Consider the following 24,682-nt stretch of genomic DNA (forward strand, 5'->3'; position numbering starts at 1 on the left):
CCGGATTCGTGTTCTGTCCCACCAGGTTATCGTCGGTCTCGGTCGCTGTGTGCTCACAACACCCTCCGTATCCGCGCGTCACCCGGCACCGCCACCTCGACGACGCCACCGCCGCCACCGTTGCTCGCCGGCGGCACCGCCTGGATCACCTGCCCGTCACGGGTGTAGATCCCCACCTGCGCGGGACCCTGCCGACCGAACGCGCTGAACACCAGATCACCCGCGGCCGCCCTGCGCAGCGGGACCTCGACGCCGGACTCCCACTGCTGTTCAGCGGTGCGCGGCAACACCACCTCGCCCGCGGAGGCCGCGAACACCGCGGCCGCGGTCAGGCCCGGTGCGTCGAATCCGCCACTGCTCGGTCCCTGCGCGCCGCCACCGCCCCACACATACGGGGTGCCGAGCCAATCATGAGCGGCCTCGGCGATCTGTTCCCCGCCACCACCCGGCTCGGGAGTGAATCGGCCCTGCGCGCCGGGCGCGCGGTACAGCGGCTCCATCGTCAGGATGTTGGTGACATACGGCCGGGTCTCGGAGTAGTGCGCAGCATACTGATTCGGCATGCCGCCGGACGCGAGCACCGCCCCTTCCCCGGCGTTGTATCCGGCCAACGTGAGCGCGGTCAGGTCGCCCGACACCCTGCCCTCGGCGATCCAGCCCGAGACTTTGCGCGCGATCGCACACATGTAGCGGGCCTGGCCGATGATCGCGTCACCGTCGTCCCACACACTCGCGGTGCCGTTGCCGTCGGAGTCGAGAACGTAGGGCAGCCCGTCGTCGGGGTTGATCCCCGCCGCAGTGCCGGGCAGGAACTGGGCCAGGCCCTGCGCACCCGCGGGCGAGGTGAGCCCGCGCCGGAATCCGGACTCCTGCTTGGCCTGTGCGGCCAGCAGCGAGGACGAGATCTCGGGGCACACCGTCCCGGCGCGTCGGTACCAGATCTCGAGTTCGGCGGGCACCTTGCCGTCGGCGAGCGCCCCACCGGCGCTGCCGAATCCGCGCACACACCGGGGGTCGACCGAGAAGGCGCGCGCGCCACCGACATCGGGGGTCGGCGCGCCGTCGAGCCACGGCATCGGGTCGATCTGGCGGCCACCGGTGAACCGGCCGCCGGGCACGATCTCGAAATGCAGGTGCGGGCCGCTGGATTCACCCGCCGAGCCGACCATCCCGATCGGCTGTCCCGCGGTGACGGTGTCACCGGTGCGTACCTTGACCCCGTTGTCCCACATGTGACCGTACACCGCGGAGTAGGCGCGGCCGTTGGTGTCCACGGAGTCGACGACAATCCAGTTGCCGAAGCCGGAGGCCGGACCCGCGGCGACGACGCGACCATCGGAGACCGAGTAGATCGTCGTCCCGTCGCCGGCGGCGAAGTCGATGCCCTTGTGATTGCCACCGCGGGTGCCGAACACATCGGAGACGGTGAAGGTACCGATCTCGAGCGGCAGTGTGCGGCGCAGCGGACCGACCCCGGCGGCCAGCGACGGTGTCCCGGTGACGGCCGGATTCGATGACGGCGCGGGCGCACTCGTGGCGGCGGCGCGCTGGTCCTCACCACCGAGCCGCGGCAGCGTGGGCACCGAGGAGCCGTCGAGGATGTCGTCGGTCTCGCAGGTCTCGTCCGCCGACGGCAGCACGATCACCAGCACGAGCGCGATCAGCCCGATGACCGAACCCAGCGTCGTCATCAGGATGGTGCGGGCATTCACCGGCGCCCTCCCAGGGTTCCGCGCCGGGCGCCGGGATCCGGGTCCGCCGCGGGGGTGTTCACCGGCGGCGCCGGGTTTCGTTGAGCGTGTCGGCGAGTGTGCGGTTCATCTCGGCGGCGGCGGCCAGCTGCTGTTGCAGCAGGGCCACTTTGCGGCGCAGCGCGGTGGCGTCCATCCGGTCCAGGCTCGGTCCCTCCGCCGCGCGCACCCAGTTGCGGACCGAATTGGTGTGCACGCCGATCTGTTCGGCCACCACCCGGCAGGCCTCGGACTCGCTGCGCAGCTTGTCGGTCAAGGCCAGTACCTGCTCGACGGCGGCATTGCGCACCTCGGGCGAGACGCGGCGGTAGGACCGGTGCGGCATCATGGCTGACCCCCGTTCGCCGACGGTTCGGCCGGTGGCATGTCGTAGGCAGGCGTGCCACGCGGATTGTCGCCGAACTCGCTGAACCGCTGATTGGTGTCGTGGATTCCGCTTTCCTTCTCCGACACCGTGAACTCCATGTGGAAGGGGATGCCGGGACGGCGATCCTCGCCGATCTTGAGCAGGAACTTGCCGGTGCCCGGCGGCGAGGGCCGCTGCTGGCCCGGCCGCAACGCCTCCCCGGTGAGGGCCTGGGGGGCCGACCAGCCGGTGACCATCTCCTGTTCGGCGGCGGTGAACGGCACCGTCGAATCCAGTCTGCTGATCTCCTCGGCGGGCAGCGCGCCGAAGATCTTGGCGCGGGCGCGTTCCAGGAAGCCGATCGCCTTGGCGATCGCGGCATCCGAGCCCAGTGCCTGCAGGTCCTTGATGGTGTGGCTGATCATGATCAGCGCGGTGGCCAGGCCACGCTGCAGGCGAGTCAGTTCGTCGACCCGGTCGACCATGAAGTCGCCGAGGCCGAGCACCTGCCACAGCTCGTCCATCACCACCTGGAAGTAGCGCTGCGGGCCCATCTTCGCGTCGGCGAGCACGTGCGCGGCCTCGACCGAGGCGAATCCGTCGGCCCAGCAGGCGAGCATGACCGCGGCCTTGAGCTTCTTGTCGCCGGTGGGGATGTGCGAGACGTCGATGCACACCGCGACGGCGTCGGTGTCGATGGGCACACTGGTCTGGCCGTTGAAGATCGCGCCGAACGGACCCTGGGTGAGCGCGCGCAACGAGCGGCGCAGATTCTTGATCGCGTTCTGGTATTCGTCGGCGTTGTCGGCGCCCGCGTCCAGCATCAGTTCCGCACCGCCGCCGACGATCACCTCTAGCAGGTTCTCCATGATCGGCGGCTTGTCGGGGGTGAATTCGCTACCCGGCTGGTAGAGGATGCGCAGTGCGGTCGCGATCAGAGTTTCCTCGAAGTCGGCGACCCTGGCACCGCGGACCAGTTCCACCAGGCCCGCCACCAACGTCACCTGCCTGGCCCGCAGGTCCTGCAGCACCTGACGCTGCAACGCGGGGAGGTCTCCGAGCCGGGGCACCACCGCGCCGAGCACACCCGCGGCCAGCGGATTCAGCTTGCCGTGGCCGTAACCGAGGTCGATGACCTGACCGCCGACGAGTTCGACCATCTTGCGGTAGTCGGGTTTCACGTCGGCCAGGATCAGCGGGGTGATGCCCTGGGCGATGCCGCCGAGCACGATCCGGCGCACCAGCGAGGACTTGCCGAAACCGTTGAGGCCCAGCACGAACAGGCTCGGCGCGGTGATGAAGCTGCCGCGCATGAACCAGTTCATCGGGTCGAAGCAGACCGGCGCGCCCGTGTGCAGGTGCGAGCCGAGCGGCGTGCCGATCAACGGGGCGCCGGCCCCGACCGACCAGGGCCACAACCCGGCGACCTGAGCGGTGGTGGCCCGGTATTCGACCGGTCGGCCGACCACGTTCATCTTGCCGCCACCGGGGCCGGAGTAGCCGCGGTCGGTCAATTCGGCGGTGGTGCGGTCGAATCCGTCCTTGACCACGGCCTCGGTGCGGGCCTGGGCGTTGTTGCGGCGCAGGTCGTCGGTGTGGATGCGGAAGGTGGCCCAGGCCGCGCGCAGACCGGACTGCTCGCGCGCGATCATCTCGTAGCGGGCCCGAGTGGCGTCATCGAGCAGCGACGGGCCGGATCGGCCCCGCTCCGGCCTCTTCGACTTCACCGCCCGGCCGGCGCCCATCGCCCGGTCGGCGGCCTCGTCGGGACGAATCGGACGCGCCGGCTTGGCCGCTCTCGGCTGCTTGGTCAGCCCGGGTTTCGCCGGTCGTTGCTGACGGCGCGGATCGCCTTGTACACGTTCGTGTTCCAGGCGGGGGCCGTGGTCCTCGTCGCGCAGGCCACGGGCACCGGCCGGGGATTGCGCACCGCGCGTTCGCCGTTCGTCCGCGCCGCGACCACCCGTCCGGGAGCCACGTCCGGCACCACGGAGCCGGCCGGTCTCGTCACCACGCGGCCGGCCGACGGCCTCACCACGCGGCCCTCGCGCGCCCTCGGCACGTGGTCCGCGTGGATCCTCGGCCCGTCGTCCGCGCTTGTCGTCCTCGCGAGCCCGGCGCGGGTCGTCAGCCCTGGACCTGCGCTCGTCGTCCGCACGGGGGCGACGTGGCTCCTCGGCACGCGACCTGCGTGTCTCCTCCGGCCGACGCGGATCGTCCTGGCCCGATCGCCCGGGGCGTCCCCGACCGTCATCCGCACGCGATCCGCGCTCCCCCGAGGGACGCTCCTCGGACGTGCGCCCACCTCGCGCCGCGGTCTCCCGCTCGGCGCGTTCGGTGCGCTCGTCGAGGCCGAGCACGTCGTCGCTCACGCGCGACGCGCTCCCCCGCGGCTCACGTTCACCACGGATCCGCGGTGGCCGGTGGACCGGGCGCAACGCGATGTCGTCGCGGTCGCGCACCGGGGGTTCGTAGTCGCGTCCCATGATCGCCTCACCCCGCCAATGCCTTCGGAATGGTCGCGTGCTCGGGCAGGATCACGCCGCAACCGAGGGAGGCCGCGAATGCCGCGGCCTGGTATCGGTAGCAGCGCCGGATCTTGAGCCGGGCCTGCGTCGAGAGGTCGCGGGTGATGGCCTCGATGCGCGGTAGGTCACCGCGCAGCGGCTCGGTGATGGTCACCAGCGCGCCGAAGCGGGTCACACCGTGCCCGCGGGCCTGTTCCTCGCGTGCCTGCTGGGTCGCACCGACCCGCAGTGTCGCGGCGGCCGAGACGACACCGCGTTCACTCTGTTGCGCGACGAGCGCGTTCTTGAAGTCGTCGTCGACGATCTCGGCGGCGTCGGCGGCCGAGTGCGGCCGGTAGACGATCGCGATGCGCTTGCGTGGCACTTCGGGATTGGGCGCCAGCAGCCGCTGCAGCACCCGCTCGTCGACCGCGCCCTCGGGGGCGGCATCCATCTCCCAGGTCACCGAGCGGCCGCCGTCGTGGATCAGGTGGTCCCACTTCTCGTCGTGGGAGACCGGGCCCGCGTCGTCCCAGCCGAGCCCGTGCCCGCCCGGATCGGCGGCGGCCACCTCGAGGTCGGCCTGCGCGGCCGGGTCGTAGCTGCGGCGGATGAAGGAGATGACCTCCTCGGCCGCCATCGGCTGCGCCCGCACGCCCGCCTCGGCCAGCGCCGCGCAGATCCCGGGCAGCCTGCGCCCGATCTCCACGGCCTCCTCGGCCGGGTTCTTGCGCCGCTCGGCGGTGGTGGCCTTGAAGGTGATCGCCACCCGGGGCAGCAACTGCACCCGCTCCTGGGGCAGTTCGGTGGCCAGCTCGTACATCACCTGCTGGGCCAGATCGGGCGCCTCGGGCCGGGTGATCGTGGAGACCTCGTTGAGCAGCCGGTTGCCGGTCTCGGGGACGGTGTCGATGACCGGCACCACCGCGACGATGTCGCTGGTCTGGCCCACCGACGCCAGGAAGGTGCCCCAGGCCGCGACCCAGCGGTCGATCACCGGCTGGTCCACCGCCTCGTGGCCCTGCGGCCAGGCCCGCAACACCACCGTGTACTGCGCGAACGCGGGCAGGTGGATCATCCCGAAGTGGTAGCCGCCCGCGTCGATGCCCTCGTAGAGCTTCGACGGAGCCAGCAGCCCCGGCAGTTTGGTGACACCGCCCGGGATCCGGGAGAACCGGCCGCCCCGGTACACGTGCTCGCCGTTCTTGCGCGAGCGCATCCAGTTGAACATCATCAGTCCCGTCTCGTAGCCCGAGCGGCCCCCCGTCCGCCACACCAGCGGCAACATCACCAGCGCGCCGAGGCCGCCGACGATGAAGCCCCATTTGAATCCACCGACCATGGCGCAGATCAGTGCCGTGATCACCACGACGAAACCGATCACGGTCTCTTCCCAGCGCAGGCCGAAAAGGCCCGCGCTGCGTGGTTTCTGCCACAGCCCGTACGAGCGGCGCTCGTAGGTGTCGGTCGCCGAGGTCGTCATCGCGGAATCGTGCTCCTGCCGAGGTCGGGTGAACGATTCGCCCAGCGGTCACCCGCGACGTCGCCCATGGATTGATCGGCTCTGCTCGCGCTGCCCGCCGCGGCGCGCGCGGCCATCACGCCACGGGCCGCCCCCGCCCCGGAGGGCACCGAGCCCGAGCTGGGCGCCGGGGGCGCGGCACCACCCCCTCCGCCGCCGCCACGAGGTGGTGGCGTGGGTCGCGGACTGGCGCCTCGGCCCCCGGCGCCGCCGGGTCGCGGACCCGCTCCGCCGCTGCCGAAATAGCCTGCCGCACCGGGCGCCGCGGCGGTCCGGGAAGCCACCGCCTTGGTACCGATCGCACCGAGCGCCATCGCACCGACCGCGGTACCACCGGCCACCATCAGGCCGGAACCACCCGCGCCGACGGTGGCGACCGCGGGCGCGACCAGCCGCATCAGCGCGGGCAGCACGAACGCCACGCTGCACAGCAGCACCAGGGCGACCAGCATGCGCTGGGCGTCCTCACCGCTGGGCAGGCCACCGGACTCGGTGGTCTCGTCGGCGTGGCCCGCAGTGGTGAACGCGATCATGTAGACGATCGCGGCCACGGGTTTGAACAGCATGAACGCGATGATCCAGCCGACCAGTTTCTGATACGACTGCTTACCCGTCCCGGTCGCCGAGGCGGCGGCGGCCAAGGGCAGCACACCCGCGGCGACCACCAGCAGACCCTGCCGGACAATGGCCAACACGATCTGGGCGAGCGCGCCGAGCAACCCGACGATCGCGATGATCAGCACGAGACCGGGTGAGAACGCCTGCAACTTGCTGGTTTTCACCATCAACTCGGCCATGTTCTTGGCATTGCCGCCGGTGGCGTCCTCGATGATCCACTCGGAGAACCTGTCCGAGGCCCGCGTCCCCGCGACGATCACCGCCCCCAACATCCACGAACTGAACACGACCCTGGCGAACAACCGGAACGATTCCGCGGCCTCGCTCACCGCCGCACCGCGCCTGGCCTCGGCCAATCGCCCGCCGGTGATGATCACCGAGGCGATCAACAGCAATATCTGGATCTGATAGGTGTAGTCGTTGATCTTGGTGAACAACGCCCCCGAGTCGCTCACCGCCTCGTTGGGCACGTTCATCCAGAAGGTCATTGCCAGGATCAGCGCCTCGCCGAGGCCCTTCATCAGCGAGTCGACCACCTTGCCGAAGGTGGAGTCCCACGCCTTGTCCTTGACCGCGGTGGCCGCCTCACCGGGATGCGAGGCGGCGTTGCCCGCTTTGCAGACCGCCGAGGCGGCGTCACCGAGTGAGATCCCGGGAATGGCGACGCCGTCGAGCGTGTCGTGCAATTCGTTGCACGCTTCGTCGAAGCCGTAGGTGTTCTGGCCGTAGGCCACGACCGGCGTCGCGAGCATCACGGTGAAGATCACCGCGAGAATTGTGACGATCCGCCTCAGCATTGTTGGCACCCCTCGATGGTCCGCAGGGAATCGATCCGGGCTGTGCTGTACACCGATGCTCACCATTTCGTCCACCCCGCCAGCGATTCCACGTACTCGGTCTGGGTGTTGGTCGTCGTCGACGGCTTGAGTCGCCAGTCCCCCTCGTCCCACACCACGATCATCCGCATCGCGGCATACAACTGCTTACCGTCGATCACCGGCCCGCGCGAGGCGAGGCGAACGATCGCCATGTCGTCGGCGTAGTCATCGATCTTGAACGCGTCGGAGGCGACGAAGTAGCGGGTCACCTTCTCCGGCTGCTGCTTCGGCAGCCGGTCACTCGACAGCGCGGAGTCGTAGGCGGCCAGTTGCGCCGTGCTGACCCGCAACTGGGTCACGTACAGGTCGCGATCGGCGGGCCTGGCATTGAGCCGGTAGGTGATCTGGGCGGCGGCCAGCGCGGCACCCTGCGGGGTGCGCGCGTAGCCGACGGCGAGACCGTCCTCGATACGCGATGGCCCATCGGAGGTGGAGAACGGCACCGACGCGCCGAACACCCGCTGCCAGCCGTGCGGCTTGGTCGTGCCGATGGGCGCGGCGGTCAGCCAGTCCGGATCCGCTGGCGTGCGTTGGGTTCCCGGTTCCTGGGCCAGCGGCTGCCCCGCCGGATTGTTCGGGACGTCCACGCGCCGGCCGAGCAGGTCGACCTCGGGCTCGGCGAACCCGGTCCCGCCCGCGGCCTGAGCGGGCGGGGGCCCGGCGTCGGGTTCGGCGTCCCCACCACTGGTGAAGTACACGACCGCGCCGGCGACGAAGATCAGGGCGAGCAGCGCACCGGAGGCGACCATGCCGAAGGTAGCGCGGTCGCGGGCGCCCGGCTCCTTCACGCTCACTGTGGTGCCTCCAATGCGACGATGTCGGTGGGTAGTTCGTCGATCGCGTCGACGGGTCGTTCGGTGGACTGCGGATCCGGTAACTGCAATCGCCAGTCCCCGCCGTACCAGCTGACCGTGGTGTGGTTCACCGCCCTGGAGTTGTCGGAGTACTCGGTGTAGACGTCGACCCTGGACTGCTGTTCACCGTATTCGGTGATTTTGTAACCCAACAATTTCGGCGCGTACTCCGCCGCGGCGGGCCCGGTGATGGACAGTTGCACCCGATTGATCGCCCACTCGTCACGCGCCGGTCCGGGAACCAGTTCCTGGTTGACCACGGTGGCCCACTGGGTGTCCGGTGCCACCGACAGCCGGATGGTGTGGGTCAGCGCCGCCAGCCCCGCACCACGCGGCGAATGCTCGAAACCCGTCGCGGCACCGTCGGCCACCGTGCTCGGGCCCTGGTCGGCATGCGGCAGGGCGATGCCCTGATAGTCCTGCCAGCGCACCCCGGTCGGGGCGGCGGACAGGTCGAGGCCGGTGGCCTCGCCGCCGCAGCCGACAGCCGCGGCCAGCAGTGCGATACCGACCGCGAGCGGCCGTGTCACTGTGGAATTCATCTGACGGGTCTTTTCCATCCGCAGTCTCACGCAGGCAAGAAGGCCAACGCGATCGCGGACGCGGTACTGGCCACCGCGGCCCCGATCAGGCTCATCAACACACCGTGTGAGGCATCGTTGACGGCGAGGTCGCTGCGGAACGCGATCCACAGTCGACCCGCCGCCAGGATCATCCAGGCCAGGCACGACAGCAGCACGAACCAGAGCAGCCAGTTGAGCAGCTGCATCAGCGGTTCGAGCACGTCGGCCGGGATCTGCTTGTAGGCGAGCACAGTGATCACGTACCGATGACCGCATTCATGATCGTGCCCGCGCTGGTGGCGACGACACCGCCGATCATGGCGCCCGCCACCATCTTCGGCGACTCGAGGCCACCGCCGGTCCAGCGCTCCCAGGCGAACTTGCCGCCCGCGTAGGTGATGCCGCAGATACCCGACAGCAGCACGAACCAGGTGAGGTAGCGCACCAGCTGCAGGATTTTCTCCGATCCGGGCGGAGCTTCCGGCGTCGGATTACCCACCTGGGCCAGGACGCTGCCGTACGTGTCCTGCACGGCGAGGAGGAGCATGCTCATCGGGTGCCTTTCTCCCACTGTAAAGGTGTTGTGCCACAAACACTTCGACGCCGACACACGTTTGTACACCACCGGCGGCCCAACCGCCCGGCGGTCACGGTCGATCCTCCCCGGTCCCGGGGCCCTCGATACTGGCCCTGATCGCGGCGACCAGCTCGACACCGAGCTCGCCGATCTCCACCGGCACCTCGTCGAGCGGGTCCATCCGGCGTTTCCGCGCCGCCACGCCGTCACCCGGCGACCACACCGGCAGCACGTCGGATTCCACCAGGGTCCATTCCTCGAACCACGGCACCTGCCAGACGTGCCCGGCCAGTGAACCGACCACGTCGCGGTAGCGCCGGATCTCCGGGGGCACCCGGCCGGGGCGCGCGGCGACGGTGATCAGCCCGAGCACCTCCGTGGCCCCGGCGAACCCGGCGTGGTGCTGGCGCAGCAGATCGTGCGCGCGGGTGAGACCGGAGATGGTCTCCCTGGCGACGAGGACGACATAGGGCGATTCCCGATCGAACACCCCCGGCCACCGCCCCCGAGCGTCGGCGGCGGGCGCGAGCACATGGGCGAGGGTGGTGGCACCCGAGCCGCCGTGCACACCGAGCAGCCACACCAGCGGCGCCCGACCCACTCCGGGTACAGGGCGCTGCCAGATCGGCGCGCGCAGCGATTCGGGCGGCGCGACGACACCGGCGGGCGCCGGTTCACGACGACGACGAAGGTTCATAGCTGCCGTCATGATGCCACCCCGGCGAGCAAGCTCCCATATGCCGCACGCGTCGGCTCGGCGAGCTCACTGTGGCGCACGAGTTCCCCGCGCGCCAGATGCGGATCGTAGGGGATCTCGACGACCTCGCGCACCCAGCCCGACAGGTGCTCGCGCAAATGCTCGGCAACGCGCGAGTCGTCGTGCGAATACTGGTGCGAGACAACGATGGTGGTATCGGCGACCACCCCGGCGCCGTCGTCACCGTAGTGGTCGTCGAGCCATTCCAGGGTTACTCGCAGCCGGTTGGCCGCGTCGACACGGGCCGGGATGGCCAGCACCAGCGCGATATCGGAGTCGTCGAGCAGGGGCCGCAGTTGCCGCCCGGCAATCGGATTGCCGCCGTCGTAGACCGCGGTGTACCCCCCGGTGTCCAAAGCCCTGGCGACAGTGAGATATGTCGCGCGCCGGCGCAGCGGGGTCGCATCGCGCCAGAGCAGCCCGAAACCGGAGGTCGAGCGGGACAGGCAGTCCTCCAGCGGGGCCGGTTCGTCGTCGCCGCGCCCGTAGACCCACGACTGCAAGTTCACCGGGTGCAGGTGTTTGTCGGCGCCACGCAACGCGAGATCGCTGCCCGCGGCGGTCGCGTCGACCGCCACCGTCGTCGCGCCGTCCACCACCAACTCGGCGGCGAGTCCGAGCGCTGTCGTCGTCGTCCCCGCGCCACCGCAGCCGCCGACCACCAGGATCGGCCTGCGCGCCCCGCCCGCTCGCTCGCTCGTCTTGCGCCGCAACCGCACCACCGGAGCCGGATCACGCGCCGAATCGCCCGACGGCTCCCCCTCGGGGGCTTCGTCGAGCCAACGGCTCCAGTCGTCTGTCATCGCCTCTGCTCCTTACCCTGCCGCGATGCCCGCGATATACGTGCGATCGCCCACCACCGCGGTCCGCACCGATTGCTTGGTGTAGGTGGCCGGTGCGCCCGCGGGCCGGAACTCGGTGACCTCCACCGTGAACCGGTCCGCCGCGACAGTGGTGATCCGCACGCAGTGGGTGGTCCCCACCGGGATGGAATCGATACCGCGCTGGATCACGGCGGCCGGTGAGACATCGGCGTCGGGGGTGGCCACCGCGCGGGCCTGCTCCCCCGATCGGGTCACGTAGTAGGCGTGCTGGAACGCGAGCACGGCGTCGGGGCCCGAACCGGTGCCGCCCGCCTCGGCGCTGCGCACCACCGTGTCGGTGCGTTCGGTCGGGCACGCGCCGACGGTGTCGGCGGTGAGGTTGCCCGCCGTGAACTGCAGAGGCGCGGCGTGCTTGGCGTCTGCCTCCTCGCCGCGGCCGAACAGCAGGAAGAACACGCCCGTCGCGGCGAGCACCAGCACCAGGACCGAGACGGCGAGCACCAGCCAGGTGCGCTGGCGCCTGCGGTTCGCGCGCAGCGCGCCCGAGGGTTCGAGCACGTGCGGTTCGTCGTAGTGGTCGGCGGCGGCGTCGGTCCAGGGGAACTGGACCAGTTCGGCGTCGTAGTCGTCGTCGGGTCCGGGCGCGGGTTCGGCGACCCAGTCCGACCAGCCACCGGTGAACTCGCTGCGCCGCGCGGCCAGTTCGGCGAGTGGGGCGGGTTCGGGTGCCGGACGCCGGGCGCCCTCGTCGACGGGGACACCGGAGTAGCCGTCCGGCGCGTCGCGGTTCGTCGGTTCGAAGTGTTTCGTCGTGTCGACTCGGTGCGGCGCGTCGACGTCGGAGGCCGCACGATTCGTCCTGTCGACGACGGCGATCCCGCGGTCGTCCGGCGCGCTCCCCAGCGGTCCGGCGTCGTCCCGCTCCGCCGTGCCGCCATCGAGTCCGGGGGACTCGGCGGGTTCGGTGGACGGTGCGCGCTCGGGGCGCGGCGAATATCGGTCGATGCCGTCGTCCTCGCCCGCCGGCTCGGCGGTGCCGGGGCGCGCGGGGTCGACGGTGTCGGTCTCGGGCTCCAGCGCCGAGTACCAGCGCGACAATTCGTTGTACGACTTCAACATTCCCCCCTTTCCGCAGCGCCGGGCACAAGGATTCGCATCGAGGACCTCTCGGTGATCAGTTCACAGAGAACGGACGGGTGGTGGTGGGTGTTCCGGGTGTCGCGGCAGGCGGAGTCGTCGCGCCGCCGGATGAGGCGCCATCGGCTCCTGTCCCGAACGGAAATTGTCCCCCACCAGATGGTGCGGTTGTGGTAGACGCGCCGGTCGGGGTCGTGAATATTCCGGCACCGCGGGTATCGGACCCGCCGACCGGCACCGCACCCTGCCCCGACACCGCCGCCGCGTCGCGGGCCAGGGCGGCGAACCACTCGGCGACGTACCGGGTGGGCGTCGCGCCGTCGGCGCCGACGCCCATGCGCGAGTAGGCGTGGTGGCGCTGCAGGGCGTCCCAGTAGCGCACCCAGGTGGTGACGTCGAGCAGTTCCTGATTGTCGGTGACGTTCTGCTGCACGGCGGTGAACGCCTCGTTGACCAGTCGCACACCGGTGGTCGGTGGGACGAGTTGCGGGACCGCACCGACGAGCTTGGTGCCGAGCACGGTCAGCCCGGCCAGCGGGTTGCTCAGTGTGGCGGTGGCCAATTCGGCGATGGCGGCCGGGCTGATCACCGTCTTCACGACGGTGGCCACCGCGTTGAGTCCGATCATGCCGACCTTGAGCAGCGCCTGGAACGCGGCATTGACATCGAGCGGGGTGCGCGGGTCGGCGGCATCGGCCAGGCGCTGGGAGATCGACTTCTTCGGCGAGATCGACAGCGCCGCGAGCGTGCTGCCGGAGATGTCCTCGTTGACCACCGTGGACGCGGTCTTGATCGAGGTGTACGCCAGGGCCTGCGCGATCGAGACCAGCGAGCCGATCGGGTCGCCGCCGGAGAGTTTCAGCTGGCCGACCAGGTTGGTCACCGCGCGCAGGATCGGCGCGCCCTGCGGTGCGTCGCAGGCGAGATCGCCGGTGGCGCAGAAGCTTGCGACGCGTCCGGTGAGTTTGCCGAAATCGACGGCCTGGTCGCGCTGCGGTCCGAGCCCGCCGCCGGGGGCGGGCGCCTGGCGCGCCGCGGCGACCTCGGCCAAGGCCGCGCCCTCGGTGCCCGGCGCGGCCGCCGGGGTCGTCCGGTCGGGGGCGCCGGGGAACAGGGGTGCGTTCTCATTGCGGGTGGGGTCGGCGAACAGCGCGACCGCGGCGACCTTGTCGGCGGGCAGCACGCCCATACCGGCGCCGACCTCCTGCGCGAACAGCGAGGCCACGTGGGCGCCTTGCGAATACCCGATCACGGCGATTCGCGTGTCCGGGCAGCGCCCGGTCACCTGGGCGGCCATCGAGCGCAGCCGCTCGACGCCGCCGTCCACCGATTCGGCGTAGGGTGCGGCGCCGCCGGGCACCGCGCCACCGAACCCGGCCTCGTAGGGCACGTAGGCCCGATCGACGAGGCCGGGCTCGGCGGCTTCGGCCAGGAGCGGACGGAACACCGTCGACAGCATGCCGGTGTCGGTGCTCGGCGCCGCGTCCGGTGAGGATTCGCCGGTGCCCTGAATCCCCAACGCGTACAGCGCCGGACACGCGCCGATCGACACCCGCGTCGACGGTGCGGTGGGTGAACCCTCTTCCGCGCGGGCCACCCCCGCCGTTACCGACCCCAAAGCGACGGCGAACGCGATCATCGTCCCCGTGAGTCGTGTCGTGCACCGAGCCATATCGATCCGCATCACAGTCCGTTTCGGCTGACCAGTGGAGCGTTGAAACGCAGTAAACCGTAACAGATTCCGGCTATCCAAAACGCTGCCCAAATCGGCCCTTCCGCTGCCCCCAGCAAACCCTGTTGCGCCAGCAATCTTCTGGCGATCGGTCAGGTGCGGGCGGGTAGACAGCGGCCCGGGCACCCTCGTCGAGGAGGATGCCCGGGCCGGGGTCGGTGTTCAGGCGGCGGAGGTCACCCGGTACACGTCGTAGACGCCTTCGACATTGCGCACCACATTGAGCAAGTGACCGAGATGCTTGGGGTCGCCCATCTCGAAGGTGAACTTGCTGATCGCGACACGGTCGCCGTGCGTGGCGACCGAGGCCGACAAGATGTTGACCTTCTCGTCGGCCAGCACCTTGGTGACGTCGGAGAGCAGCCGGGTGCGGTCGAGCGCCTCGATCTGGATGGCGACCAGGAACACCGAGGACGGCGAGGGCGCCCATTCGACCTCGATGATCCGCTCGGCCTGCGACTGCAACGATCCGGCGTTGGTGCAGTCGGTCCGGTGCACGCTGACCGCGCCACCGCGGGTGACGAAGCCCATGATCTCGTCGCCCGGGACCGGCGTGCAGCACTTGGCCAACTTGGCCACGGTGCCCGGTGCGCCGGGGATCAGCACGCCCGCGTCGCCGGTGACCCGCTGCCGGGCGGGAGTGGTCGACGGTGTCGACCGTTCGGCGAGTTCGTTCTCCACATCGCCGATGCCGCCGAGCTGGGCCATCAGCCGCTGCACCACGTGGTGCGCGGAGACCTGGTGCTCGCCGACTGCGGTGTAGAGGGCCGAGATGTCGGAGTAGTGCAGTTCGTGCGCGACCGCGGTCATCGCGTCGACGCTCATCAAACGCTGCAGCGGCAGCCCGACGCGACGGACCTCCTTGGAGATCTGCTCCTTGCCGCTCTCGAGCGCTTCCTCGCGCCGTTCTTTGGCAAACCACTGGCGAATCTTGGCCTTGGCACGGGGTGAGACGACGAAGTTCTGCCAGTCCCGGCTCGGTCCGGCGTTCTGCGCCTTCGAGGTGAACACCTCGACGACCTCGCCGTTCTCGAGCTGGCGTTCCAGCGCGACCAGCCGTCCGTTGACCCTGGCACCGATGCACTTGTGCCCGACCTCGGTGTGCACCGCGTAGGCGAAGTCGACCGGGGTGGACTTCTGCGGCAGCGTGATCACATCGCCCTTGGGCGTGAACACGAAGATCTCCGGCGACTTGAGGTCGAAGCGCAGCGACTCCAGGAACTCGGCGGGGTCGGCGGCCTCGCGCTGCCAGTCGAGCAGTTGGCGCATCCACGCCATGTCGTCGACCTCGGCGGCGTCACCGGAGTGCTTGCCCTTGGTCTCCTTGTAGCGCCAATGCGCGGCGATGCCGAACTCGGCGGTGCGGTGCATGTCCTGGGTGCGGATCTGCACTTCCAGGGGCTTGCCGTCGGGGCCGACGACGGTGGTGTGCAGCGACTGGTAGACGCCGTAGCGCGGCTGGGCGATGTAGTCCTTGAACCGGCCGGCCATCGGCTGCCACAGCGAGTGCACGACGCCGACGGCGGCGTAGCAGTCGCGCACCTCCTCGCAGAGGATGCGCATGCCGACCAGGTCGTGGATGTCGTCGAAGTCTTTGCCCTTGACGATCATCTTCTGGTAGATCGACCAATAGTGTTTGGGCCGCCCCTCGACGATCGCGTTGATCCGTGACGCGGCCAGGGTGTTGGTGATCTCGGCGCGCACCTTGGCCAGGTAGGTGTCGCGCGAGGGCGCGCGGTCGGCGACCAGGCGCACGATCTCGTCGTATTTCTTGGGGTGCAGGATCGCGAACGCGAGGTCCTCGAGTTCCCACTTGACCGTGGCCATGCCGAGGCGATGCGCGAGCGGCGCGATCACCTCAAGGGTCTCCTTGGCCTTCTTGGCCTGCTTCTCCGGCGGCAGGAACCGCATGGTGCGCATGTTGTGCAACCGGTCGGCGACCTTGATCACCAGCACGCGCGGGTCGCGGGCCATGGCGATGATCATTTTGCGGATCGTCTCGGCCTCGGCGGCGGCGCCCAGGTTGACCTTGTCGAGCTTGGTGACACCGTCGACGAGGTGGGCGACTTCCTGCCCGAACTCCTCTTTGAGCTGCTCGAGTGAATAGCCGGTGTCCTCGACGGTGTCGTGCAGCAGGGCCGCGACCAGGGTGGTCGTGTCCATACCCAGCTCGGCGAGGATGTTGGCGACGGCGAGGGGGTGGGTGATGTAAGGGTCGCCGGATTTGCGGAACTGTTTGGCATGACGCTCGTCGGCGACGTCGAAGGCGCGCTGCAGCAGTCCCAGGTTGGCCTTCGGGTACAGCTCGCGGTGCACGGTGGCCAGCGGCTCCAGCACCGGCTTGACCGCCGCGATCCCGCGCTGACCGGTCATCCGCCGGGCCAGCCTGGCCCGCACCCGGCGCGAGGCCGAGCTGGGCACGGCTGCGGTCGGGGACTGTTTGGCCTGCGTGGCGGGCTCGGGGGTCGCCGGGGCACCGGCGGTCCGCGGGGCGTCGGTGGACTCCTGCCCAACCTTCGCCTCGCCGAGTTGTCGAGTCATGCCACCGCCTCTCACGCTGCATTCGGACCGCATCGGCCGAGTGCTGCAACCGCCCGGACCACCAACTTTAGTCCCCACACCGACCTGGTGTTCGAATCCCCGCGGTCACAGGCATGCGACGGTAGTGCCTCGCCGCCGACGCGTCACCCCCCTACCCCCGATCAGCCCGGATTCGCAGCCGGAAAATCGGACAGGAACTGCGCGAATGGGCTCATTCAGCCCTCGGCGGACGTGAAAGCCCACACCACCGCCGGGCGCCCGGTCGCCTTCACCCGGCGCCGTTCCCCGGTGCGCTCGAGGCCGGGGATGGCGGCGAGGGTCCGGTTGAGGTTGGCCGGGTCGGGGCGTACCCCGTGCAGGGAGGTACTGAGGTCGACCGCGCGGGTGGCGGGGAACTGCTCGCCCGCCAACGCCCTGGTCAGGTGCTGGTCCTTCCAGAGGAGCCCGGCCAGCAGCGTCCGGCTGGTGTCGACGATGCGATTGTGGTCGAACGCCAGCGGCGGGACCTCGTCGAAGCCGACCCATTCCGCGGGGCCGTCGTGTTCGGCCACGACCGCCCACATCGCGATGGACAAGGTCGGACCGCGCGGATCGCGATGCGGCTCGTCGAAGGTGACCAACTGCCCCACCGCCCCGATCGCCTCATCTGGCACGCCCAGCTTGGTGTGCACGGCCCGCCGGGCGGCCTCGGCCAACCGTTCCCCCCGACCCAGCAGCACACCTGGCAGGGCGAGTTCGCCGGTGAACGGTTCGAACTCGCGCGGGGCGATGCCGACGCTGACCGCACTTTCGGCGTCCCAGCATCGCAGAGTCACCACGTCGATCGATACAACCGATTGCTCCACCGGCGAGATTCTTCCCTATCGGTGTTCGTTCGTCTCGACCTCCTCAGGCCGGAACCTGGGTCACCGAGGACAACGTCGGGCGGTTTCCGGTGCGTGGCACGGGTTCCCGATGGGCGATCCGGTCGCGACGGTCAGGGCCGTGGCCGGTCAGGACCACCGGGACATCCAGCCGGTTGGCGATCCAGGGCACCGGGTCGGCACCGATCGGCACGAGGATCGATGTCGCTCCGGACAGTTGTTCGGTGAGCCGTTGCTGGTGGTCGAGATCGCGCCAGCGGCCGAGTACCAGCTCGGTGACCACACCCCGGTCCGTGTCGTATGCGGTTGCGGCGCACAGTGTCGCGGGAGCGTCGAGGTGGTTGACGACCAGGCCATCGATCCCGCCACAGACCTCGATGGCGTAGCGCAGCAGGATCGGGTCGAGGTGCCCCTGACGGAACGCGCCCTGGTAGGGACCGGTGCCGTTGTGTGGCTCGGGGAGGTCGAGTGCGGATTCGGTCGGCAGCGGGCCCGCACCGTGGCGGGTCATGTAGGTGCGGGTGACACCGAGCACCGCCGCGGTGCCACCGATCTCGGCGACCAGGGCGCGCGCGTTGCGCGGTTCCACCGTCGACCAGGTGGTGTGCGGATGGAATCCACGCCATTCGTCGAGCAGGACGCCCTGTGCCCCTTCGAACACCAGTCTGCCGCGGCGTGCGACGCGCCGGAGTTCGCCATCGTCGGTGATGCGCACCGCATGCGCGAAGTCGCCGTACATCGCCACGAGCGCGTCGATCGGCTCGTATCCGTGCGCACTCGGGCCGACCAGCGCGTCGTAGTGCGCGGCGAGGCGGTCCAGCTTGGCCCGCAGAACCGAGGGTGTCCGGCAGTCCGCCACGGTCGGCGCGTCGTGCTCCAGCGCGTACCATGCGGTCTCGCCGATCCCCCGGCCACAGGAACCGTGCCGCGAGGAACCCCTCGCGTCCTCGCGCGCACGGTTCGCCGCGATGTGGATCGGCGTGGTCAGCAGGGCCCGCCCGTCGACGGCGAGCAGGCCGAGCGGGTCGGGCACGCCGAGGGCAGCGAGCCGGTCGGATTCGGCGGCGAGCGCGATCGGCTCCACCAGCATGTGCCGTGAGAGCAGTGTCGGCACCCCGGCGAAGGTGCCCGCGCCGAACTGAGCGAAGGTGTGGTGGCGGCCGTCGGCGATCACGTTGTGCGCGGCCTGCGCACCACCGTTGAACCGCACGACCGCCGCCACCGCGAGGTCCGCCTCGGGCGAGCACAGCCAGTCGACCGTCGCCCCCTTGCCCGCGTCGCCGAAGCCCAGGTCGACGACGACGAGATGACTGTCACCGAACATCCGCGCACCCCTTGCCTTCTCGTTGTTCATCGCCCCGGCGGCAGCGCCCGCATGCCACCGCCGGGCTTGGCGCCCAGTGCCCGGCCCACCGCATCGGCTTCGTCGGCCGAGCCCACATCGCGCAGATCGGCCAGCCCGGTGTCGAGGTCGACCCGGTCCTCCCCCAGCCCGATGGTCAGCGCGATCAGTTCGCACACCGCGGCGGGGTCGTCGAGCTTCAGGAAGTTCTGCCCGAGCAGTCCGCGCCAGTGCGCGGCGATCTGCGGGTCCCGGTAATACGAGGACTGATTCGGCAGGATGTAGTGCACGTGCCACCGTTGCTCGAGTTCGTGGTAGATCGAGTCGACCGAGACATCACGACGCACGTGGTCCCCGATCACCGAGCGGATGTGGCGGGCCGCGAGCCGCGACTTGTTCAGCTCGTCCCCGATCAGGAACAGATAGCCGCGCTTGCCACGCTTGTCCCACGCGTCGGTCGCCACGTGCCGGGCCATGAAATAGGCGGCCAGCTCGTAGCTCTCGGACTTCTGCCCGCCACCGCCGCCCTCGAGCAAGATCGCGCGCAGCTGCTCGTCCATCCGGTTGTCGGACTCGAACTGCCCCACCTGCAGCGGCACCCGGTCGGTGTCGGCGTCCCCGATCGCCCCGAACAGCAGCTGCGGGTGCCGCGCATATCCCCTGCTCCGCAACAGCCCGTGCAATGTGCCGAGCTTGTCCTGCATGATCCGCGGCACCTTTCCCATCGACCCGGTGACGTCGAACAACACCGCCACCGGCAACGACTCCCCGTGCTCCGCCGAATCCCGGCACTCCCGTGTCCCGACCCCGAAGGGATCGAGCAGCGGGTGCGCACACCACGTCTCGTACGGCTGACTCCGCGTCTCGGCCGTGTACCCGAAGTCGTCGACCCCGTGCCGAGCACGGTAGGTCTTGCCCGCCCGGTAAGCCGTGTCGTCCCAGTGTCCGTACCCCATGCGAACCACTCCTCTCGTTCGGACTGTTTTAGTCTATTAAACTAAAACAGTCCCCGTCAAGAGCTTCGCCGTGCGTCGAAGCCCCGAGGGGCTGGTCGGAGCTACTCGACCAGCCCCTCGGGGGTGAGTTCCAGGGTGCGGGTGACACCGATGTCGTCGAGGAAACGGGCGTCGTGACTGACGACGATCAACGCACCTTCGAAACCGGCCAGCGCCTGGGTCAGGTGGGCGAGGCTGGGCAGATCGAGGTTGTTGGTCGGCTCGTCGAGCATCAGCAGTTTCGGCGCGGGTTCGGCCAGCAGGAGGGTGGCCAGGGCCGCACGGAGGCGTTCGCCACCGGACAAGGCCGAGGCGGGAATGTCGGCATCGGCCCCGCGGAACAGGAACCGTGCCAGTTGCCCGCGGATCTGCTCGGCCGAGGCGTGCGGTGCGGCCTCGGCGACATTCTGGAACACCGTGCGTTCTTCGTCGAAGACATCGAGGCGCTGCGGCAGCAACCGCCACGCCACCATCGGCGGCTCGGCCACGATGCGGCGCAGCAGCGTGGTCTTGCCCGCGCCGTTGCGCCCGGTGAGCGCGATCCGTTCCGGCCCGCTCACCCGCAGATCCACCACCGGACCATTGGCCAGTTCGGCCGCCCGCAGCTCGATCACATCCTGCCCCGGATACAGCCGGGTGCCCGGCAGGTCGATCCGGATCTGCCGGTCCGCGCGGACCAATTCCTCGGCGTGATCGAGGGTGTCGCGCGCCGAGTCCAGCTTCTCGATGTGGGAGTTGCGCAGTTTGCCCGCCGAGACCTCAGCGGCGTTCTTGCGCAGACCGGCGACGATCTTCGGCACCCGCTTGTTGTCCTGCATCTTCTGCGCGAACCGCGCCCTGCGATCCAGTTTGGTTCGCGCGTCGACCAGTTCGCGCGCCTGCTTGCGCACGTCGCCGCGCGCGTCACGGACCGCGGCGCGCGCGGCCGCCTGCTCCTGCTCGACGATCCGTTCGTACTCGGTGAAATTGCCGCCGAACGACCGGATCTCCCCGGCGCGTAGTTCGGCGATGCCGTCCATCAGGTCGAGCAGTTCACGGTCATGGCTGACCACGATCACGGTGCCGGAGAACTGCCGGATCACCTCGTAGAGCCGCGCTCGCGCGGCGACGTCGAGGTTGTTGGTCGGTTCGTCGAGCAGCAGCACGTCGGGTTCGCGCAGGAGTTCGGCGACGAGTCCGAGCAGCACCGTCTCGCCACCGGAGAGAGTGTCGAGGGTGCGGTCGAGATCGGCCGCCGAGCCGGCGACGTAGTCGAGCCCGAGCTTGCCCAGCAGGGCGACGGCCTCGTCCTCGACCTGCCAGTGCGTGCCGATGGTGTCGAAGTCGTCGGGTTCGCCGGTACCGCGCTCGATCCGGTGCAGTGCGGCGCGCAGGTCGGCGATACCGAGCACGGTGTCGACCCGCTGGCCGGTGCGCATTCCCAGGTCCTGGCGCAGGTGACCGAGGTGGCCCGGTACCGTGATCGACCCGCGCAGCGGGGTCAGCTCGCCGGTGATCAGCCGCAGCAGCGTGGATTTGCCCGCGCCATTGCTGCCGACCAGACCGATCTGGCAGGTTCCAACGACGGCGTCGAGGCCGTCGAACAGCACGGTGCCGTCGGGCCAGTGGAAGGTGAGATCGGAAAAGGACAAAGAGGCCATGCGGATCCCCTCGAGGTGCGGCGGATACACGGTGCGCAGAATGCGGACCGTCCGAAAGCGCTACCTCAAGAAATCAACGCACGACTCCGATCGCCGGGAACAAGACCAGTCATTGATACACCCGGCCCGTCCCGTCGCGCCACCCCTTTTTCCCGAACGTGAGTGCGCTCACCGCAGGACCCCCGGCGCAACGCGGCGTCCGGACGACACCGCGCCACGCTAGCCTCGGTACCGGGCGATGATCCCGGGACCGGGCGATCGCACGCCAGGAAAGCAACGACCGAAGGAATGTGATGTCGACGGCGATTCGAGTACGAGCAGCTGGTCAGAGCGATGTCCGGGCAGCGGCGGACACATTGGCCGCCGCGTTCGCGCACGATCCGGTGATGCGCTGGATCCTGCCGGACGAGCGCCGCCGCGCGGTGGGTCTGCCGCGGTTCTTCGCCACCGTCGCCCGCCACGTGTTCGTCCCGGCCGGTGCCTCCGAGCTCGCGCTGCGCCCGGATGGCACGGTCGCGGGCACCGCGCTCTGGACGCCACCGAATCGGCGACAGACCAGTCCACGCACCGATCTGCGCATGATGCCCGGACTGGTGCGCGCCCTCGGCAGGCGCATCCTCGCGGGCAAACAGGTCGCCGACCTGCTCGAGCAGCATCACCCCGCTGAACCGCACTGGTACCTGGGAATGATCGGCACCGCGCCCGATGCTCGCGGTGCCGGATACGGCAATGCGCTGCTGCGCTCCCGGCTCGACCGCGTCGACGCCGAGAGCAGCATCGCCTACCTGGAATCCAGCAACCCGGACAATGTGCCGTACTACGAACGCTTCGGCTTCACCGTGACCGACGAGATCCGCATCCCCGGCGGCCCGCCACTGTGGCTGATGCTGCGCGCGGCTCGCTGAGCGAGCGGCTCAGAGCTTGACGATCGAGGTGAGCGGGTAGTCGCCCTGGTGGTCGCGGCCCTTCAGGAACTCGAGTTCCAGCACCACGGCGGCCGCGACGACCTCGGCACCGACCTCGGCGAACAGAGCCGCCGCGGCGGCGAGAGTGCCCCCGGTGGCGAGGACGTCGTCGAGCAGCAGGATGCGCTTGCCCGTGAGTTCGACACCGTCGGCGGGGATTTCCAGTGCGGCCGAACCGTATTCGAGCTGGTACTCGCGCGAGACGACCGGCGGCGGCAGCTTGCCGCCCTTGCGGATCGCGAGCACGCCGGTGCCCAGCGTGGCGGCCACTCCGGCGCCGAGCAGGAAGCCGCGGGCATCGACACCGGCGACGATATCGGCCTCGGGGGCGATGGCGGCGAAGCAGTCGACGACCGCGCGGAAGCCCTCGGCGTCGGCGAACACGGGGGTGAGATCAGCGAAACGCACACCGGGCGTAGGGAAATCGTCGTGCCAGCGGGTCAACCGCGAAACCGCGTCCGCGGCCTTCTCGGTCCGCTCGACAACCTGGTCGTCGGATTCGACCACCGCGTGCTTGCTCATCGACACCTCTCCGTCACGTCCACGACTGCTCACCGCTGCAACACCCAGCGGTCCATGTTCCAGCCGGTACCGGCCTGCGTCGGCCCGGCTATCCCGTTCTGCATGCCGTGGCCGAACGCGATGATGCGCGGTGTCGCGAACAACGGGATGCTCGGCAGCTGCGCCCACAGCAGGTTCTCGGCCTCGGTCAGCAGATTCAGCGTCACGGTCGAGTCGTCCTCTCCCGCAAGCTGATCGGTGATCGCATCGTAACGACCGTTCGCGAAGCCACCGACATCGAGTCCGCTACCGGCCCGCAACGCGGCGAAGGCGGTGACCCCGGCGGACGAGCCGGCGGGTCCGGGTACTCCCGCGGTCGAGCCGAGCACGGCGTCGACCGCGCCCTCGGCCAACCGGACCGGGGTGAAGTCGGGCGCACCCGCGTCGACCACGGAAATCCCCGCGCCACGGCACGAATCGGCGATCGCGGCCACCGTCCGCGCCCGGCGCTCGTCAGGTGCCTGATAGCCGATCCGGACGGTCGGCTGCGGCACGCCTGCCGAGGCCAGCGTCGCGGTGGCTGCCGGGATGTCGGTGCCCCGGTACTTGTCGGCGGCCCCGGTCACCGCCGGGTAGTACAGCGAATCCTGCTGCACCACATGGGCGTTGAGCGGCCCGGAGCCGAGACCGATGGCCGGCGGCTCGCCCGCCTTGCCCAGGGTGTCGAACAGGGCCTGGCGCGGCACACACTGAGCGAAGGCGCGACGCACCTCCACCGGCGCGAACACCCCCGCGGTGGCGAGCACGAGCTGTTCGGCGCCGCGGCTGGGGAGGGTCTGCTCGTCGAACCCGGCCAGATCCAGCTCGGCCACCGAGCCCGCGCCCAGATCCACCACGCCGAGCGCGTTCTCCTTCGCTTTGGCGGCGAAGTCGGTGCCCTTGGGCCACACCACGATCCGGCTGGTCTTCGGCGGCGAACCCCACCACTTCTCGTTGGCCACGAGCACCAAACCGTCATCGGCGCCGAAGGATTCGATCCGGTACGGCCCCGAGGACGGGAAGTTGGTCAGATCGAGCGAGCCCGGCTTCATCGTCCAGCCCGCGTTCCAGAAATCGGCGATGCGCCCGAGCACCGCGCCGTCACCGGCCTGCAGGGCGCTCACCACATCCGGCACGCCCGCCGCCTGCGCCACCACGTGCGCCGGCAGGAGCTCCGCGGCGGTGAACAGGGTGCGCCACGGCAGGTAGTGCCTGCCGGGCCGGAACACCACGGTGGCGTCCTTGGACCCGGGCACGCAGTCGACCCGCTCGATGTCGGCGTAGCCGACCGTGCTGGCCGCGTCGAACAGCGGCACCGGGCCGTTGTCGCCCGGCCGGGTGTACTTGCCCGACCGGGCCGACCAGGCGAGCACCAGATCGTCGCAGGAGGTCGCCACCCCGTCGGAGTACACCCCGTCCGGGTTGAGCCGGTACTGCACGGTCTGGGCCTCGCCCGGCACCTCCTTCGCGGTGCCCGCGTCGGTGTCGGCGACCTGCTGCCCATCGGGTCCGGTGTAGAAGAACCCGGTCAGCACGCGCCCGAACACCGCCGCGGCGCCACTGCTCGCGCCCAGCGTGCTGCCGCCGTTGTAGCTGGCGACCGCGGCGTCGACCGCGTACCCGATGGAGGGCACCTGGTTCGTGGTCGAGCACCCGGCCACCAGCCCGGCGGTTACCGCGGCGGCCGTGGCGAGCACGGTGATCAGTCGAATCCTGCTGCGTCGCATGAT

At 69.9% G+C, this 24,682-nt stretch carries 21 protein-coding genes; 1 reads left to right on the forward strand and 20 read right to left on the reverse strand.

Annotated elements, in window-relative coordinates:
- Window positions 1-53: 53 nt before the first annotated feature.
- The 18 genes from BOX37_RS19760 to BOX37_RS19845 all read right to left on the reverse strand — a co-directional run bounded on the left by BOX37_RS19760 (window position 54) and on the right by BOX37_RS19845 (window position 21,447).
- Window positions 54-1,712 (reverse strand): peptidoglycan DD-metalloendopeptidase family protein, encoded by a 1,659-nt coding sequence (locus tag BOX37_RS19760; RefSeq protein WP_071928957.1) that lies wholly within the window; start codon window positions 1,710-1,712, stop codon window positions 54-56.
- A gap of 58 nt (window positions 1,713-1,770) precedes the next feature.
- Window positions 1,771-2,079: a transposase gene (locus BOX37_RS19765; protein ID WP_071928958.1), complete on the reverse strand. Its 309-nt coding sequence runs from the start codon at window positions 2,077-2,079 to the stop codon at window positions 1,771-1,773.
- Window positions 2,076-4,583 (reverse strand): hypothetical protein, encoded by a 2,508-nt coding sequence (locus tag BOX37_RS19770; protein WP_071928959.1) that lies wholly within the window; start codon window positions 4,581-4,583, stop codon window positions 2,076-2,078. Before BOX37_RS19770 ends, BOX37_RS19765 begins: the two co-directional genes overlap by 4 nt.
- 7 nt (window positions 4,584-4,590) lie before the next feature.
- Complete coding sequence (locus BOX37_RS19775) at window positions 4,591-6,087, reverse strand: SCO6880 family protein (RefSeq protein ID WP_071928960.1); 1,497 nt, start codon at window positions 6,085-6,087, stop codon at window positions 4,591-4,593.
- Entirely contained in the window at window positions 6,084-7,541 is a 1,458-nt protein-coding gene (locus BOX37_RS19780) for a hypothetical protein (protein ID WP_071928961.1), read from the reverse strand. Before BOX37_RS19780 ends, BOX37_RS19775 begins: the two co-directional genes overlap by 4 nt.
- A 59-nt stretch (window positions 7,542-7,600) precedes the next feature.
- A complete protein-coding gene (locus tag BOX37_RS19785) occupies window positions 7,601-8,416 on the reverse strand; it encodes a DUF8175 domain-containg protein (RefSeq protein ID WP_071928962.1) in 816 nt (271 codons plus the stop codon).
- Window positions 8,413-9,006 (reverse strand): DUF8175 domain-containg protein, encoded by a 594-nt coding sequence (locus tag BOX37_RS19790; RefSeq protein ID WP_084760922.1) that lies wholly within the window; start codon window positions 9,004-9,006, stop codon window positions 8,413-8,415. Before BOX37_RS19790 ends, BOX37_RS19785 begins: the two co-directional genes overlap by 4 nt.
- Window positions 9,007-9,044: 38 nt before the next feature.
- Entirely contained in the window at window positions 9,045-9,299 is a 255-nt protein-coding gene (locus tag BOX37_RS19795) for a hypothetical protein (RefSeq protein WP_071928964.1), read from the reverse strand.
- Window positions 9,296-9,592 (reverse strand): hypothetical protein, encoded by a 297-nt coding sequence (locus BOX37_RS19800; protein WP_071931680.1) that lies wholly within the window; start codon window positions 9,590-9,592, stop codon window positions 9,296-9,298. The genes BOX37_RS19795 and BOX37_RS19800 overlap by 4 nt, the downstream gene beginning before the upstream one ends.
- 94 nt (window positions 9,593-9,686) lie before the next feature.
- Window positions 9,687-10,325 carry a hypothetical protein gene (locus BOX37_RS19805; RefSeq protein WP_071928965.1) on the reverse strand — a complete coding sequence of 213 codons (639 nt, stop codon included), beginning with the start codon at window positions 10,323-10,325 and terminating at the stop codon, window positions 9,687-9,689.
- A complete protein-coding gene (locus BOX37_RS19810) occupies window positions 10,322-11,176 on the reverse strand; it encodes a MinD/ParA family ATP-binding protein (RefSeq protein ID WP_071928966.1) in 855 nt (284 codons plus the stop codon). The genes BOX37_RS19805 and BOX37_RS19810 overlap by 4 nt, the downstream gene beginning before the upstream one ends.
- Window positions 11,177-11,188: 12 nt before the next feature.
- On the reverse strand, window positions 11,189-12,316 hold the full coding sequence (locus tag BOX37_RS19815; RefSeq protein ID WP_071928967.1) for a DUF8176 domain-containing protein: 1,128 nt from the start codon (window positions 12,314-12,316) through the stop codon (window positions 11,189-11,191).
- A 55-nt stretch (window positions 12,317-12,371) separates the two neighbouring features.
- Window positions 12,372-13,973, reverse strand: coding sequence for a cutinase family protein (locus BOX37_RS19820; RefSeq protein ID WP_071928968.1), 1,602 nt, complete (start codon window positions 13,971-13,973; stop codon window positions 12,372-12,374).
- Between the two features lie 255 nt (window positions 13,974-14,228).
- The gene (locus BOX37_RS19825; protein ID WP_071928969.1) at window positions 14,229-16,607 is read right to left on the reverse strand and encodes a RelA/SpoT family protein; all 2,379 of its coding nucleotides are present in this window, start codon (window positions 16,605-16,607) and stop codon (window positions 14,229-14,231) included.
- Window positions 16,608-16,822: 215 nt separating this feature from the next.
- Window positions 16,823-17,452: an NUDIX hydrolase gene (locus tag BOX37_RS19830; RefSeq protein WP_071928970.1), complete on the reverse strand. Its 630-nt coding sequence runs from the start codon at window positions 17,450-17,452 to the stop codon at window positions 16,823-16,825.
- A 43-nt stretch (window positions 17,453-17,495) separates the two neighbouring features.
- Window positions 17,496-18,824, reverse strand: coding sequence for an adenylosuccinate synthetase (locus BOX37_RS19835; RefSeq protein WP_420811541.1), 1,329 nt, complete (start codon window positions 18,822-18,824; stop codon window positions 17,496-17,498).
- Window positions 18,821-19,768: a hypothetical protein gene (locus BOX37_RS19840; protein ID WP_071928972.1), complete on the reverse strand. Its 948-nt coding sequence runs from the start codon at window positions 19,766-19,768 to the stop codon at window positions 18,821-18,823. Before BOX37_RS19840 ends, BOX37_RS19835 begins: the two co-directional genes overlap by 4 nt.
- Before the next feature lie 101 nt (window positions 19,769-19,869).
- Entirely contained in the window at window positions 19,870-21,447 is a 1,578-nt protein-coding gene (locus BOX37_RS19845; protein ID WP_071931681.1) for an ABC-F family ATP-binding cassette domain-containing protein, read from the reverse strand.
- 293 nt (window positions 21,448-21,740) lie between these two features.
- On the opposite strand from BOX37_RS19845, the gene BOX37_RS19850 reads away from it, so the two are divergent.
- A complete protein-coding gene (locus BOX37_RS19850) occupies window positions 21,741-22,352 on the forward strand; it encodes a GNAT family N-acetyltransferase (RefSeq protein ID WP_071928973.1) in 612 nt (203 codons plus the stop codon).
- Window positions 22,353-22,361: 9 nt separating this feature from the next.
- On the opposite strand, the gene BOX37_RS19855 is transcribed toward BOX37_RS19850, so the two are convergent.
- Both BOX37_RS19855 and BOX37_RS19860 read right to left on the reverse strand, forming a co-directional pair.
- Window positions 22,362-22,934, reverse strand: coding sequence for an adenine phosphoribosyltransferase (locus BOX37_RS19855; RefSeq protein WP_071928974.1), 573 nt, complete (start codon window positions 22,932-22,934; stop codon window positions 22,362-22,364).
- Between the two features lie 29 nt (window positions 22,935-22,963).
- Entirely contained in the window at window positions 22,964-24,679 is a 1,716-nt protein-coding gene (locus tag BOX37_RS19860; protein WP_071928975.1) for an ABC transporter substrate-binding protein, read from the reverse strand.
- Between the last annotated feature and the right edge of the window lie 3 nt (window positions 24,680-24,682).

The organism is Nocardia mangyaensis, from assembly GCF_001886715.1.
GTDB lineage: Bacteria > Actinomycetota > Actinomycetes > Mycobacteriales > Mycobacteriaceae > Nocardia > Nocardia mangyaensis.

Excerpts from the sequence above, each read along its gene's own strand:
- BOX37_RS19765 (WP_071928958.1), bottom strand. The coding sequence starts at position 2,079 with ATGATGCCGCACCGGTCCTACCGCCGCGTCTCGCCCGAGGTGCGCAAT.
- BOX37_RS19770 (WP_071928959.1), bottom strand. The coding sequence starts at position 4,583 with ATGGGACGCGACTACGAACCCCCGGTGCGCGACCGCGACGACATCGCG.
- BOX37_RS19775 (WP_071928960.1), bottom strand. The coding sequence starts at position 6,087 with ATGACGACCTCGGCGACCGACACCTACGAGCGCCGCTCGTACGGGCTG.
- BOX37_RS19780 (WP_071928961.1), bottom strand. The coding sequence starts at position 7,541 with ATGCTGAGGCGGATCGTCACAATTCTCGCGGTGATCTTCACCGTGATG.
- BOX37_RS19800 (WP_071931680.1), bottom strand. The coding sequence starts at position 9,592 with ATGAGCATGCTCCTCCTCGCCGTGCAGGACACGTACGGCAGCGTCCTG.
- BOX37_RS19805 (WP_071928965.1), bottom strand. The coding sequence starts at position 10,325 with ATGACGGCAGCTATGAACCTTCGTCGTCGTCGTGAACCGGCGCCCGCC.
- BOX37_RS19810 (WP_071928966.1), bottom strand. The coding sequence starts at position 11,176 with ATGACAGACGACTGGAGCCGTTGGCTCGACGAAGCCCCCGAGGGGGAG.
- BOX37_RS19815 (WP_071928967.1), bottom strand. The coding sequence starts at position 12,316 with ATGTTGAAGTCGTACAACGAATTGTCGCGCTGGTACTCGGCGCTGGAG.
- BOX37_RS19820 (WP_071928968.1), bottom strand. The coding sequence starts at position 13,973 with ATGATCGCGTTCGCCGTCGCTTTGGGGTCGGTAACGGCGGGGGTGGCC.
- BOX37_RS19825 (WP_071928969.1), bottom strand. The coding sequence starts at position 16,607 with ATGACTCGACAACTCGGCGAGGCGAAGGTTGGGCAGGAGTCCACCGAC.
- BOX37_RS19835 (WP_420811541.1), bottom strand. The coding sequence starts at position 18,824 with ATGAACAACGAGAAGGCAAGGGGTGCGCGGATGTTCGGTGACAGTCAT.
- BOX37_RS19840 (WP_071928972.1), bottom strand. The coding sequence starts at position 19,768 with ATGGGGTACGGACACTGGGACGACACGGCTTACCGGGCGGGCAAGACC.
- BOX37_RS19845 (WP_071931681.1), bottom strand. The coding sequence starts at position 21,447 with ATGGCCTCTTTGTCCTTTTCCGATCTCACCTTCCACTGGCCCGACGGC.
- BOX37_RS19850 (WP_071928973.1), top strand. The coding sequence starts at position 21,741 with ATGTCGACGGCGATTCGAGTACGAGCAGCTGGTCAGAGCGATGTCCGG.
- BOX37_RS19855 (WP_071928974.1), bottom strand. The coding sequence starts at position 22,934 with ATGAGCAAGCACGCGGTGGTCGAATCCGACGACCAGGTTGTCGAGCGG.
- BOX37_RS19860 (WP_071928975.1), bottom strand. The coding sequence starts at position 24,679 with ATGCGACGCAGCAGGATTCGACTGATCACCGTGCTCGCCACGGCCGCC.